12 protein-coding genes are annotated in these 13588 nt (G+C 71.0%); 4 read left to right on the top strand and 8 right to left on the bottom strand.

Features of this window, described 5'->3' with window-relative positions:
* Nucleotides 1-96: 96 nt before the first annotated feature.
* The 3 genes from ACFCXS_RS07300 to clpS form a co-directional block, all read right to left on the bottom strand.
* Nucleotides 97-1521 carry an amino acid permease gene (locus tag ACFCXS_RS07300; protein WP_376642077.1) on the bottom strand — a complete coding sequence of 475 codons (1425 nt, stop codon included), beginning with the start codon at nt 1519-1521 and terminating at the stop codon, nt 97-99.
* 364 nt (nt 1522-1885) lie between these two features.
* A complete protein-coding gene (locus ACFCXS_RS07295) occupies nt 1886-2494 on the bottom strand; it encodes a DUF2017 domain-containing protein (protein ID WP_376642076.1) in 609 nt (202 codons plus the stop codon).
* A gap of 32 nt (nt 2495-2526) precedes the next feature.
* Nucleotides 2527-2844, bottom strand: coding sequence for an ATP-dependent Clp protease adapter ClpS (clpS, locus tag ACFCXS_RS07290; RefSeq protein WP_376642075.1), 318 nt, complete (start codon nt 2842-2844; stop codon nt 2527-2529).
* Nucleotides 2845-2951: 107 nt separating this feature from the next.
* On the opposite strand from clpS, the gene ACFCXS_RS07285 reads away from it, so the two are divergent.
* The gene (locus ACFCXS_RS07285; RefSeq protein ID WP_376642074.1) at nt 2952-4298 is read left to right on the top strand and encodes a nicotinate phosphoribosyltransferase; all 1347 of its coding nucleotides are present in this window, start codon (nt 2952-2954) and stop codon (nt 4296-4298) included.
* Between the two features lie 282 nt (nt 4299-4580).
* Nucleotides 4581-5171: a nicotinamidase gene (locus tag ACFCXS_RS07280; RefSeq protein WP_376642073.1), complete on the top strand. Its 591-nt coding sequence runs from the start codon at nt 4581-4583 to the stop codon at nt 5169-5171.
* 28 nt (nt 5172-5199) lie between these two features.
* On the opposite strand, the gene ACFCXS_RS07275 is transcribed toward ACFCXS_RS07280, so the two are convergent.
* Both ACFCXS_RS07275 and ACFCXS_RS07270 read right to left on the bottom strand, forming a co-directional pair.
* Entirely contained in the window at nt 5200-5547 is a 348-nt protein-coding gene (locus tag ACFCXS_RS07275) for a hypothetical protein (protein ID WP_376642072.1), read from the bottom strand.
* A 122-nt stretch (nt 5548-5669) separates the two neighbouring features.
* Nucleotides 5670-8018, bottom strand: coding sequence for an immune inhibitor A domain-containing protein (locus tag ACFCXS_RS07270; protein WP_376642071.1), 2349 nt, complete (start codon nt 8016-8018; stop codon nt 5670-5672).
* A 413-nt stretch (nt 8019-8431) separates the two neighbouring features.
* Between ACFCXS_RS07270 and ACFCXS_RS07265 the strand changes: the two genes are divergently transcribed.
* Complete coding sequence (locus ACFCXS_RS07265; RefSeq protein ID WP_376642408.1) at nt 8432-8710, top strand: hypothetical protein; 279 nt, start codon at nt 8432-8434, stop codon at nt 8708-8710.
* A 44-nt stretch (nt 8711-8754) separates the two neighbouring features.
* On the opposite strand, the gene ACFCXS_RS07260 is transcribed toward ACFCXS_RS07265, so the two are convergent.
* A complete protein-coding gene (locus tag ACFCXS_RS07260) occupies nt 8755-9492 on the bottom strand; it encodes an RDD family protein (RefSeq protein ID WP_376642070.1) in 738 nt (245 codons plus the stop codon).
* Nucleotides 9493-9553: 61 nt separating this feature from the next.
* Entirely contained in the window at nt 9554-11401 is a 1848-nt protein-coding gene (locus ACFCXS_RS07255) for an RDD family protein (RefSeq protein WP_376642069.1), read from the bottom strand.
* A gap of 246 nt (nt 11402-11647) precedes the next feature.
* Between ACFCXS_RS07255 and ACFCXS_RS07250 the strand changes: the two genes are divergently transcribed.
* A complete protein-coding gene (locus ACFCXS_RS07250; protein WP_376642068.1) occupies nt 11648-12058 on the top strand; it encodes an SsgA family sporulation/cell division regulator in 411 nt (136 codons plus the stop codon).
* A 10-nt stretch (nt 12059-12068) separates the two neighbouring features.
* Here ACFCXS_RS07250 and ACFCXS_RS07245 read toward each other — a convergent pair whose 3' ends face one another.
* Entirely contained in the window at nt 12069-13484 is a 1416-nt protein-coding gene (locus ACFCXS_RS07245) for an FAD-binding oxidoreductase (protein WP_376642067.1), read from the bottom strand.
* Nucleotides 13485-13588: the final 104 nt, after the last annotated feature.

The following is a 13588-nucleotide window of genomic DNA, read 5'->3' as shown; positions in this document are numbered from 1 at the left end:
AGGGTTGGTACGGAACGGCCCATATGCCGGACGCCCTGAGCGGCGGCCGCAGGGAGTGCCACGAGTACTCCCTGCGGCGGGCGTCCCGCGGGGTGGTCAGCCGACCTGCTCGAACTCCGGGTCGCGGCGCTCGGTGAGCTGCGGGTTGCGGCGCTTGAGGAGCGTCCAGCCGATGCCGAGGGCGACGGCCCAGCCGGCGGCGACGTACAGGCAGACCCGGGCGTCCTTGTCGTACGCGATCATGCAGGTCACGCCGATGAGGAAGAGGAGCGCGACCCAGCTGAAGAGCGCTCCGCCGGGGGCGGGGAAGGACGAGGCGCGCAGCCGGCCCGCGTCGACGGCGGCGCGGTAGCGGATGTGGCTGACGAGGATCATCATCCAGGTCCAGATGCCGGCCGCGGTGGCGACGGAGGTGACGTAGAGGAACGCCTTCTCGGGGACGACGTAGTTCAGGACGACGCCGATGCCCATGAGCGCCACGGAGACGGTGATGCCGACGGCGGGCGTCTTGCGGGCGTTGAGCTTGCCGAACGCTCGCGGGGCCTCGCTGTTGGCGGCCAGGTCGCGCAGCATGCGGCCGGTGGAGTACATGCCCGAGTTGCAGGACGACAGGGCGGCGGTGAGCACGACGAAGTTGACGATGCCCGCGGCGAGCGGGATGCCGATCTCGCCGAAGGCGTGGACGAAGGGGCTCTCGCCGGCGGAGAAGTCGGTCCACTTGACGACGGAGAGGATCACCAGCAGCGCGCCGACGTAGAAGACGATGATGCGCCAGGGCAGGGTGTTGATGGCCTTGGGCAGGGTCTTCTCGGGGTTCTCGGACTCTCCGGCGGTGACGCCGACGAGCTCGACGGCGAGGTAGGCGAACATGACGCCCTGGAGGGTCATGAGGCTGGAGCCGATGCCGTTGGGGAAGAAGCCGTCGTGCGCCCAGAGGTTGGAGACGGCGGCGGTGTCACCGGCGTCGGAGAAGCCGAGGGTGAGCACGCCGAGACCGATGACGATCATGCCGATGATGGCCGTGACCTTGACCATCGAGAACCAGAACTCGACCTCGCCGAAGATCTTGACGGAGATCAGGTTGACGCCGAAGAGCACCACCAGGAACACCAGGGCGCTGACCCACTGCGGGATCTCGGGGAACCAGAAGTGGATGTAGATCGCGGCGGCGGTGAGTTCGGCCATGCCGGTGACCACCCACATGAGCCAGTACGTCCAGCCCGTGACGAACCCGAAGAACGGGCCGAGGAACTCGCGGGCGTACTCGGCGAAGGAGCCGGAGACCGGACGGTAGAGCAGCAGTTCGCCCAGCGCTCGCATGATGAAGAAGATGATCACGCCCGCGAGGGCGTACATGAGAATGATGCTGGGGCCGGCCTTGGCGATGTTCGCCCCGGCGCCCATGAACAGGCCGACGCCGATGGCGCCGCCGATCGCGATCATCTGGACCTGACGGCTGCCGAGTCCGCGCTCGTAGCCCTCTTCAGGTGCTTTCTCCGTGTCGACCTGCGCAGAGGTCATGTGTGGTGCGCCTTTCTCCATGCCGACCCGGGCCCTCGTCGGCCTCGGATCGGGTTTCGATCCCCCCGGAATGATGGAGCTGAGCGGGCCCGGAAGCCCGCTCGTGCCTGGCCGGCGGTCGCCGGCTCGGTGGCGCACCCGGCCGAACATTCGGGTGGTGTTCTGCCGGGCGGTCGTGAAGATTTATCACGCCCGAAACACTGATCACGAGGGCGCGATGTGGCGCACCACACAAGGAGAAGCAGACAAAACGCACCCGAAGAGCCCATAGGCGGCGGGTGCGGTGACGGGATCGTTATCCGGATTTGAGTGTCCTCTGAGCGAACACCGTTCGGTCACTCAGCGGTCACGAAATCTGCACCGATCAGGGCATAAGGGTTCCGACCAGCGTCTCCTGGAGTCCACCGAGCCACAGGTAGGCCATCACCATCGGCTTGCGCGGGTCGTCGTCCGGGAGGCGGTAGAGGAGGTCGGTGTCCTCGTCGTCGGTGATCTCCAGCCGGGAGCCGATCGCGAGCCGCAGGTCGTTCAGGGCCCCGAGCCACTGCTGGGACTCGGCCGGCGACAGCTTGAGCACGGCACCGCCCTCGCCCGCCGAGGCCGAGGAGAGCGCGTCGAGGGAGCGGATCACCGCGAGGGCGCTGTCCCGCTTGCCGGCCCGCAGGTCGTTCTCGGTGTAGCGGCGGAACTCCGCGGAGTGCGCCCGCTGCTCCTCGGCGTCCCGCGCCGAGGCGGGCTGCTCGGGGTCGCTGTAGGCGTCCGGGAAGAGCCGTTTGAGCACCGGGTCGCCGGGCGGCTCGCTCGGGCCCTCGGCGAACAGCTCGGCGAGCGGGTCGTCGGGGGCGTCCGCGGCGGGGCCGGGGCCGATGAGCTCCAGGAGCTGGACGGCCAGCGACCGGATGATGGAGATCTCGACGTCGTCGAGGGCGACGGCCGCGCCGCCGCCGGGGAGCGGTTCGAAGGTTCCGGGCATGAACGCCTTTTCGCTGCTGGGCGGGGAGCTGGCTACTTGCGGTCCTGCTGGAGGGTGGCCCACAGGCCGTAGCCGTGCATGGCCTGCACGTCGCGTTCCATCTCCTCGCGGCTGCCGCTGGAGACGACCGCCCGGCCCTTGTGGTGGACGTCGAGCATGAGCTTGGTGGCCTTGTCCTTGGAGTAGCCGAAGTACGTCTGGAAGACGTACGTCACGTAGCTCATGAGGTTGACCGGGTCGTTGTGGACGATCGTGACCCACGGGACGTCCGGCTCGGGTACGGCGAAAACCTCCTCCGCCGACTCGGTCTGTTCGATCTCCAGGGGCGCGGGTGACGTCACACTGCCCATGCTGCCACCCGAGGGGGGTAGTCGCACAAACGGGCCTGGCCGCAAGGCGATCGCGTCCCCCCGGACTGCAATCGTCAGATTGACGAAATGGGGGTACGCTCATCATCATGAACACAGCGGACCTTGGGCTGCCGGTGGACGTTCCTTCGACGGCTCTTTTCACGGACCAGTACGAGCTGACGATGTTGCGGGCCGCGCTGGAGGCGGGCACGGCCGAGCGGCGGAGCGTGTTCGAGGTCTTCACCCGGCGGCTGCCGAACGGGCGCCGCTACGGCGTCGTGGGCGGCACCGGCCGGGTGCTGGACGCGGTGGAGAACTTCCGCTTCGACACGGCCGTGCTGGACTTCCTGCGCGAGCGGGGGATCGTCGACGAGGAGACCCTCCAGTGGCTCTCCGGCTACCGGTTCAGCGGGGACATCTGGGGCTATCCCGAGGGCGAGGTGTACTTCCCGGGCTCGCCGATCATGCGGGTCGAGGGCACCTTCGCCGAGTGCGTGCTGCTGGAGACCGTGATCCTCTCGATCCTCAACCACGACTCGGCGATCGCCGCGGCCGCCTCGCGCATGTCGGCGGCAGCGGGTGACCGGCCGCTGATCGAGATGGGCGCCCGTCGCACACACGAGCTGGCGGCGGTGGCGGCCTCCCGGGCCGCGTACGTCGGCGGTTTCGCGACCACCTCCGACCTGGCGGCCGGTTTCCGCTACGGCATCCCGACCGTCGGCACCTCCGCGCACGCCTTCACCCTGCTGCACGACAGCGAGCGGGACGCCTTCCAGGCGCAGGTGAACACGCTGGGCCGGGGCACCACCCTGCTGGTGGACACCTACGACGTCGCCGAGGCCGTCCGCACGGCCGTCGAGGTCGCCGGGACCGAGCTGGGCGCGGTGCGGATCGACTCCGGCGACCTGCTGCTCGTGGCGCACCGGGTGCGCCAGCAGCTCGACGAGCTGGGCGCCACCGACACGAAGATCGTGGTGACCTCCGACCTGGACGAGTACGCGATCGCCTCGCTGGCCGCGGCCCCGGTGGACGCCTACGGCGTCGGCACGCAGCTGGTGACCGGCTCCGGCCACCCCACCTCCTCGATGGTCTACAAGCTGGTCGCGCGGGCCGAGTCCGCCGACCCGAAGGCGCCGCTGGTGGCGGTGGCGAAGAAGTCCACCGGCGGCAAGACGTCGGTCGGCGGGCGCAAGTGGGCCGCGCGGCGGCCGGACTCCTACGGGGTCGCCGAGGCCGAGGTGATCGGCACCGGGCCGGTGCCGCCCGAGCTCGCGGACCGGCAGCTGCTGGTGGAGCTGGTCAAGGGCGGCGAGGTGGTGGCGCGCGAGCCCCTGGACGCGGCGCGCGAGCGGCACACGAGGGCGCGCGCGGGTCTGCCGATGTCGGCCACGCAGCTCTCGCGCGGGGAGCCCGTCCTTCCCACGGAGTACCTGCACGAGAGCTCGGGTAGCTAGGGGGTGTTCGGAAAGTCCAGTGCGGTGGCCGCGGTGTTCGGTGCGTGCCCTCGGCGTGCCGGACGAAGGCCCTCGTAGCGGAGCTACTCGGGTCTTCGGCCGGTGCGGCGAGGGGGCGTGCCGGGCGCCGTGGGTGCTGTGCTGGACTTTCCGAACACCCCCGGTGTGCCGTGATGCACCGAGTCGCGACCCCTCCCGCCCGCTCCCCCTTGTCCCTGCGCTCGGTGGTTCACCGGCCGGGCTTGCCGACCTCACCGACCTCATAGCCGAAGGACACCGACCATGCGCCGCGCCTTGATCGTCGTCGATGTGCAGAACGACTTCTGTGAGGGGGGCAGCCTCGCGGTGTCCGGCGGGGCGGACGTGGCCGCCGCCGTCACGGAGCTGATCGGCCAGGCGGCCGGGTCCGGCTACCAGCACGTCGTGGCCACCCGCGACCACCACATCGCCCCCGGTGGCCACTTCTCCACGAACCCGGACTACGCCCGCTCCTGGCCCGCGCACTGCGTCGCCGGCACGGAGGGCGTCGGCTTCCACCCCAATTTCGCCCCCGCGGTCGCCTCCGGCTCGATCGACGCGGTGTTCGACAAGGGGGCGTACTCGGCGGCGTACAGCGGTTTCGAGGGCGCTGACGAGAACGGCACGCCCCTGGCCGACTGGCTGCGCTCCCGCGAGGTCACCGAGGTCGACGTGGTCGGCATCGCCACGGACCACTGCGTGAAGGCCACCGCCCTGGACGCCGCCCGGGAGGGCTTCCGTACGCATGTCCTGCTGGACCTGACGGCCGGGGTGGCCCAGGGAAGCACCGAGCGGGCCCTGGAGGAGCTGCGCGGGGCGGGCGTGGAGCTGTCGGGCAAGCCGGTCGTGCAGTAGTCCCGAGCCCCTGCGGGCCCGGCGCGGGTCAGGTGTGGGCCGTCGGGCGCCGCAGGAGGGTCCTGATCGGACGCCACAGCTCCTGGACCAGCTCCGGGTGGCCGGCCACGACACCGTTGTCGGGGGCCGTGCGCCATATGAGGCCGTCGGGGTGGTGCAGGACCGCCGTGATCTCGTCGGGGGTGGGCGGGGCGGCGTTGCCGCGCAGGTAGACCGACCGCAGACCGAGGTTGCGGAGCCTGGTCAGGGCCCGGGCGCGGTTCACGGAGTGGACGAGGACGCGCACTGCTCCGGGGCCGTCGGCGGCGGGGCGGGGCAGGTTCAGTGCCACCACCACCGTGCCGTTCGGCAGCTTGCAGAAGCCTCCTGCGGCCATGCGCTCATCCCCCTGTGTCGGTCGGTGTCAATAAGAGAGCCACAGGACGCACCTAAACACGGATCGGCGGTGACCCGCCAGTGGGTCACCGCCGATCATGTTCTGACCTGCAAGGATGCGGATTACCTACCCGCGGCGCCGACCTCCAGCTCGATCGTCGAGCCGTCCTTGGCTTCCTTGAGGATCTTGATCTTCGTGTTGGTGTCAGTGATCTTGACACCCGCGGTCGGGTTCGACTCGTCGTAGTAGTCGTTCTTCCGGTCGTTGAAGACCGAGACGCCCTTCGAGCCCGGGATGTACTTCGCCACGTCCGCCTTGTGCAGCGTCATGCCGTCGGTGCGGTAGAGGCTGAACGGCGAGTCGTAGGCCTGGACGCGGTTGCGCATCAGCGTGCCGTCGGCCCACTTCAGCTGGGCCGGGTGCGAGTCGATCGGCAGGACCAGACCGGTGCCCTTGTGCTGGCTGGTGTTGTTGTCCGCCTGGGAGGTGTCCCACTTCCAGATCAACAGGCCGTTCTGGTACGCGTAGTGCTCCACCCAGTCCGGGCGCGCCGTGAAGCCGAAGTTGTACGGGCCGACCTTCAGCGTCTTGTCGTACGAGACGTACTGCCGGTTCTCGGCGATGTAGTACTGCGCGTAGTCCTTGGTGAAGGACGCGCCGATGCGGGAGAAGCCGGTGGCCTTCCACGCGCCGTCCGCGCTCTCGGCGTTGTCGGTGAAGACGGGGGCGCCGTCGGCGGTCACCGCGATCGAGTCGGCCGCGAAGCCCTTCTGGGCCACGCCGCCGTCGGTCTGGTAGCGGAAGCGCAGGTCGATCTTCTTGCCGGCGTAGGCGTCGAGCGGGAAGGCGAGCTTCTTGTAGCCGTCGACCGTGCCGGTCAGGACCGGCTTGTCGCTGCCGTCGCGCGGGATCGGCTGACCGTCCACCGTGCCGTCCAGGGCTGTCCAGTTGGCGCCGCCGTCGGTCGAGACCTCGGTGTAGAGGTAGTCGTAGTTGGCCTCGATGTCGTACCAGCCGTCGAGGGTCAGCTGCGCCTTGGACTTGCCGGTCAGGTCGACCGAACGCGTCAGCGTGTTCTTCAGGTTGTCACCGCTGCCGCTCCACCACTGGGTCTTGCCCTCGGCGGGGGTGACGATCTCGGTGGTGACCGCCTTCTTGGGGAGGTCGACGACCAGGGCCTGCTTGTGCTTGGTGTTGTACTCGGCCACGCCCAGCTTGTGCCAGGAGTTGACGCCGGCCTTGGCCTTGTCGTAGTTCAGCCAGCCGAGCTGCAGCTTGTCCCAGGCGGTCATGTCGCCGGGCAGGTCGCCTATCTCGTTCCTGCCGGTGCCGAGCCAGGACCCGGACGACATCAGCGTCCAGAAGCCGGTGGAGTTCTCGCCGCCCGAGGTGTCGTAGTGGTCCGGCAGACCGAGGTCGTGGCCGTACTCGTGGGCGTAGACGCCGAGTCCGCCGTTCTCCGGCTGGACGGTGTAGTCGCCGACCCAGATGCCGGTGTCGCCGATCTTCGCGCCGCCGAGCTTGTTGTTCGCGGGGCCGGTGGCGCCGGCGTCGGTGCCGAAGGCGTACCAGCGGTGGGCCCAGATCGCGTCGGTGCCCTGGGCGCCGCCGCCCGCGGACTCGTCCTCGCCCGCGTGCACGATCTGGAAGTGGTCGATGTAGCCGTCGGGCTCGTTGAAGTCGCCGTCGCCGTCGAAGTCGTAGCGGTCCCACTCGTCGAACCGGGCCACGTCCGCCTTGATCTGGGCGTCGGTGCGGCCTGCGGCCTTCTGCTGCGCGACCCAGGAGTTCAGACCGTCGCTGACGACGTTCCACACGCTCGGGCAGTTGGTGTCACCGCAGGCGTTGTTGCCGTAACGGGCCTCGTTGTAGGGGACCTTGACCCAGTCGGAGACCTCGCCGTCGACGGAGTAGCGGCCCGAGGACTGCTTCTCGTAGTAGGTCTTGACCGAGTCGACGCCCTTGCCGTGACCGAAGTACAGGTCCTGGAAGTAGTCCTGGTCGTAGTCGGCCCTCCACGCCGTGGAGTTGTCCTTCTTGCGGTCGGGCTTGGGTATCGCGTTGTGCAGCGGGCCCGCGGTGCCGCCGTAGCGGCTGTCGACCTTGTCCCCGAACTCGACCAGGATCGTGAAGATCTTGTCGGTCTTCTCGCGGCCGAGCTCGACGTACTTGTCGTCGCCCTTCTTGCCCTTGAGCTGGACGACCTTCGAGCCCTCGCGGTTCTTTACCTTGCTCTTGCCGGATATGACCTGCTTGAGGGCCTCCTGGCGCTGAGCGTCCTGCGTCTTGCTCAGCGGGCCTTCGAGGTCGTGCTCGTCATGGTGACGATCCGCCGGGTCGTGCCGGTCCACGGTGGTGGACCGGGGGGCCGAGGCGTCGTCGGCCACCGCGTACGTCGAGGCGGTGGCGGTGGCCGCCGCGAGCGCCACGCTTATGGCGGCCGCTCGGAACGTCCAGGTTCTACTGGTCACTTGAGATCCTCCCCCGCGTTCGGGCGCGCGGCAGGCGGGGTCCCGGTCGTGGAATCCGCGCGCACGTGATCAACGCGTGTAGTCAAGTGACGACATTTGACTAGAGGTTTAGAAGAAAAGACAGACCTTGACTTGGACAGGTCAAGTGCATTATGCGGAGGCGAGGTTCGTTTTACGGACAACCAAACGGTTGTCCCGCGACCCTCCCGATCGGCCCCGCGGGCGCGTGCGCATGTCCACTAGATGGACGTCATGACTCCGTGCGCCCCCTGTGCACCGCCCTTGTTGATTAGGTCACGCTTACCGCCGGTTCCGGTCGGGCACCCTGCCCGAGAGAATGTCGTTCGGCGGAACGCCCTCAAGCCGGCGGAATGCCCGGCCGACACCCCATGGACCCCACATTCGAGGACATGATGGCCATGCCCCGTCCGACTGCCGCACAGCTCGCCTACGGTTCGTGCACCGTGATCTTCTCGACCCTCGCCATGCTGCTGCTGTCCCAGACGACCTCGGGCGTGGGGATCGCGGTCATCGCCCTCGCGGCGCTCGCCCTCGGCTTGCTGGTCGCCCTGACCGTGCCACTGCCCGGGAAGCGCCCGGCCGCGGTGGAACGGCCCGCGCCCCCCGAACCGCTGCGGGCCTCGGTCCCGGCACCGGCCCCGGAGCCGGTGCGCGAACGGGCGGCTTCCTGACCGCCCGCTGACTCTTCTTCACCGCCTGCTGTTCCCCAACCGCCTCATTTTGTGCTGACCACGACCGTTTTGGCCGCCTTGTCGTGCAGGCCCTGCCGGTAGGGCCGGTCGAAGTAGCTCCAGCCGCCCGAGATCGCGACCCAGAAGCAGAAGCAGCAGAAGGCGAACGGGAGCCACAGCACCGCGGCCCGCAGCAGCGCGATCTGCACGGAGGGCGTCGCACCGTTGTCCAGGTTGGCCACGCGCATGCGCAGCAGCTTCTTTCCGAGGGTCTGGCCGGTCCTGGCGGTCAGGACGGTGTCGTAGGCGATGTAGAGGACGGCGGCGACCACCGACTGCCACAGCGACCTGCCGAGTTCGATGCGGTCGCTGTCCATGTCGTACTCGTCGACGTTGAAGCCCCAGGTGAGCAGCCAGACGACGGCACCCACGAGGATCATGTCGATGATGCGCGCGAGCGTGCGCTGGACGCTGTCACCGAGCGGGGGCATTCCGGCGAGGGGGTCGGCGGGGTAGGAGCCACCGCCGTACGGATCACCACCGTAGGGGCCGCCGCCGGGGGGACCACCACCGGGCGGGCCGCTTCCGAAGCCGCCACCCGGGCCACCACCGGGGCCCTCGGGCCCACCCGGGCCACCGCCAGGGCCGCCCCCGTACGGCGGGGGTTCGCTGCCCGGGGGCGTGCCGGTGCCGTCGCCGGGCTGCTCGTTCGGGGGACGCTTCCTGAACGGGTCGTCATCCGGCGGCTGCTGACCGGAGCCGGGGGGCGGTTCACTGCTCATAGGGCCGAGTCGACCGCGAACCCCCGCCCTCCGCATCCGGCGGACGGCTGTCCGAGGGAGCTCAGCCCGCCACGAACGTGTGCGCCGCCTTGTCGTGCCAGCACTGGCGCCAGGGCCGGTCGAAGAGGCACCAGGCCATGCCGACGACCCCGACGACGAGGAGCCCGGGCACGCTGTAGACCAGCCAGCGGCGCAGGGCCGCGCCGAACTCCGGGGAGTCGTGCCCCTCGATGTCCCTCACTTCGAGGCCCATCAGCTTCTTGCCGAGGGTGCGGCCCCACTTGGCGGTGGGCAGCACCTCGCACAGGACGCCGGCGAGCAGCAGGACGGCCAGGATGATGCCGAGGCAGACCGAGGTGGTGCCGTCGAGCAGCCAGACCGTGACGGTCTCACCGGAGAGTCTGGCCGCGTCGATCTTCTCCTGGACGTGATCGATCGCCTTGGTGCCGAGCGGTACGGCGGCCGTGGCGGTGAGGGCGGCGAGGACGACGGTGTCCAGCAGCCGGGCGACGAGCCGCTTGCCGAGTCCGGCGGGGCGGGCCTCGGCCTGGCGCCGGGCGGCCGCCTGGAACACGTCCTCGACCGGCGGCTTCCAGGGCGCGACGGACTGCTCGTCACCGCCGCCGGATCCGGCGAGCCGGTGCACCTGCTGCGCCCAGGAGGACTGGCCGCCGCCGGGCCCGGGGCTGAGCGGAGCAGCGGAGGCGGCGGGCTGTGCGCTGCCGGGCCCGCCGGACTGCGGAGGGACCGTGGGGGCGGCCTGGGGCCCGGACAGTGCCGTCGGGGCGGCCTGGGCGGCGGCAGTCCCGGCCGCTGCCTGCGCGGCGGAGGCCCGGGCGGCGGCCGCCTTGCCGGCGCCGAAGCCGGGCGCCGCGGAGCCGCTGCCGGAACCGGTCGGCCCGGCCTGCGCGCCGAACGCGGGCCCCGACGGGCTCCCGCCGGTGCCCGCCGGACCGGGCCCGCCGCCGAAGGCGGGTGCCGCCGGGCCGGCCGGCCCGAAGCCACCGCCGACCGCCCCTGCCTGACCCCCGGAACCGGACGCCGCCGGGTCGCCCCCGGACCCGGCCGGTCCGAAGCCGGAACCGCCGGCGCCACCCTGGGCGCCGAACCCCGAGGCCGCCGGGCCGCTGCCCGGGCCGCCCGCACCCGCCGGTCCGAAAGCCGGACCCGAAGAACTCCCCCCGGAGCCACCGGCGCCGCCCTGCGCGCCGGACCCGGTCCCGGGCGCGCCCCGGCGCCCGGCCCCCGGCCCACCGGCCTGACCCGGGCGCGGGGACACCGCGCGGAACGTCATCGTGCCGTCGTCGGCGGCATCGGCCGCGGCCACCTCTCCCCCGGGCTTCCCCGCCGGGCGGCGGAACACGAACGTGCTGCCCCCTGCCGCGGCCTGCGCCTCCCGGTCGGTTGGGGGGACGTCCGCCGTGCCGTCGGCGCGGGCGGACTCCCCGTCGGGCCGCCGGTCGGCGTGCGGCAGCCTCGGGTCGCCGGCCTGGGCACCCTGCGGGGCCGCGCCCTGCGCCCCCTGCGGCGCGCCCCACGAGACACGGCGGTCCTGGTCGCCGCCGAAGCCGGTCTGCCGGGAGCGGTCGGCGCCCCAGGCGGAGGCCGGTTCGGGGCGGCTGCCGTGCTGCGCGTCGGCGGCGGAAGGCGACTCGGACGGGGATCCGGACGGCTCCCCGGCCGGGTCCTCGTCGAAGAAGTGCGGGCCGGTCTCCTCGACCGGGGCGGGCTGCGCCGCCCCCGCTCCGGGCGGTGGCGCGAGCGACTCGCCGTCCCCGGGCGCCGGCCGGCTGGTGCCCGGCACCCAGGAGGCACCGTTCCAGTACCGGACGTATCCAGGAATGGACGGGTCCGGGTAATACCCTTCGCGGGGCCTGTCGTCACCGGGGGCCGGGGTTGGGGCGCTCATGTCCGTCGTCCCGTATCTGCTCGGGGGCCAAATGGGGGCCTCCACATCTATCAGACGAGCGCAAGCCCCACGGCCGCTCCCACCGGACCCGCCCCTTTCGAGCACCGTTGTGCTACGCACCGCGCCCCTCCGGCGGATCCCCCTGCGAAAAAACTTCCGGCAAGCCGCGTAATGCGGCGGCGGCTGCCCGCTCTCTCCTGCTGACCGGCCCGCAACGGGCGGCCGTCAGGAGAAGGGAAGACCGCCATGCAGACCGTCGTGGAGCGGGAACTGGAGCTGAAGCTCGTCCTGTCGCCCGAACGCAGGATCCCGGTGCCCGCCCGGCTCGGGTACCTCACCGGCGACCCCTACGCCGTCCACGTCACCTTCCACATCGACACCGAGCACCCGGTGTACTGGACGTTCGCCCGAGACCTGCTGGTGGAAGGCGTGTTCCGGCCGTGCGGGCAGGGGGACGTGCGGGTGTGGCCGACGAAGACGGAGGGGCGCAGCGTCGTGCTGATGGCGCTGAGTTCACCCGACGGCGACGCCCTGCTGGAGGCTCCGGCGGCGGCGGTGTCGGCCTGGCTGGAGCGCACGCTGCGGGTGGTGCCGCCGGGGACGGAGGGTGAGCAGCTCGGGCTGGACGACGAGCTGGCCCAGCTGCTCGCCCAGTGAGGGCCGCCCGTCAGAAGAGCTTGCCCGGGTTCAGGATGTTCAGCGGGTCGAAGGCCTGCTTGACGGCCCGCTGCATCTCCATGCCCACGGGGCCGATCTCGCGCGCCAGCCATTCCTTCTTCAGTACGCCGACGCCGTGTTCGCCGGTGATGGTGCCGCCGAGTTCCAGGCCTAGGGCCATGATCTCGTCGAAGGACTCGCGGGCGCGCCGGGACTCGTCGGGGTCCGCCGGGTCGAAGCAGACCGTCGGGTGGGTGTTGCCGTCGCCCGCGTGGGCGACGACGCCGATGGTGAGCTGGTACTTCTCGCCGATCCGGTCCACCCCTTCGAGCATCTCGGCGAGCCGGGAGCGGGGCACGCACACGTCGTCGATCATCGTCACGCCCTTGACCGCCTCCAGCGCGGTGAGCGACAACCGCCGCGCCTGGAGGAGCAGTTCGGATTCCGCCACGTCGTCGGCGGGGACGACCTGGGTGGCCCCGGACGCCTCGCACAGGGCGCCGACGGCGGCGAGGTCGGCGGCCGGGGCGGTGGTGTCGAACGCGGCCAGCAGCAGGGCCTCGGTGCTCTCGGGCAGGCCCATCTGCGCCATCGCGTTGACGGCCCTGACCGTCGTACGGTCCATGAGTTCGAGGAGTGACGGGACGTGGCCGCCCTCCATGATCCGGCAGACGGCGTCGCAGGCCGCGGCGGCGGAGGCGAACTCGGCGGCCAGCACCAGCTGCTCGGGCGGCTTGGGTCGCAGCCCGAGTACGGCCCGCACGACGATGCCGAGCGAGCCCTCGGAGCCGACGAACAGCCGGGTCAGGTCGTAGCCTGCGACGCCCTTGGCGGTGCGGCGGCCGGTGGACATGAGCCGCCCGTCGGCGAGGACGACGTCCAGTCCCAGGACGTACTCGGCGGTGACCCCGTACTTGACGCAGCACAGGCCGCCGGAGGCGGTGCCGATGTTGCCGCCGATGGTGCACATCTCCCAGCTGGAGGGGTCCGGCGGGTAGTAGAGGCCGTGTTCGCCGACGGCCCTCGACAGTGCGGCGTTGACCACGCCGGGCTCGACGACGGCGATGCGGTCGACCGGGTTGATCTCCAGGATCCGGTCCATCTTCGTCAGGGACAGCACGATGCAGCCGTCGGAGGCGTTGGCGGCGCCGGACAGTCCGGTGCGGGCGCCCTGCGGGACGACGGGGAGGCGCAGGGCGGTGGCGGTGCGCATCACGTGCTGGACCTGCTCGGTCGTGCGGGGCAGCACGACCACGGCCGGGCTGCCGGCCGGGCAGAAGCTCGCCATGTCGTTGGCGTAGGAGGCCGTGACGTCGGGGTCGGTGAGGACCGCTTCGGCGGGCAGGCCACCGAGCAGCAGGTCCAGGAGGTCGCCGGTCGCTGCGGTGTCCTCGGAGCGGGGCGCTTCGATACGGCTCATGATCACAGGCTCCCACCCGGGGCCATCGGTGTGAACCGTTCCCGAGGACCGAGCGGGAGCGAGTCCGGGGCCCGGGGTGGCAGGGCGGGCCGTGCGGGTGCCCCGTGACA

The sequence above is a fragment of the Streptomyces sp. NPDC056373 genome (assembly GCF_042262425.1).
GTDB lineage: Bacteria > Actinomycetota > Actinomycetes > Streptomycetales > Streptomycetaceae > Streptomyces.
Note: the sequence above shows the minus strand (reverse complement) of the source record. Positions and strands in the feature narration are given on the sequence as shown.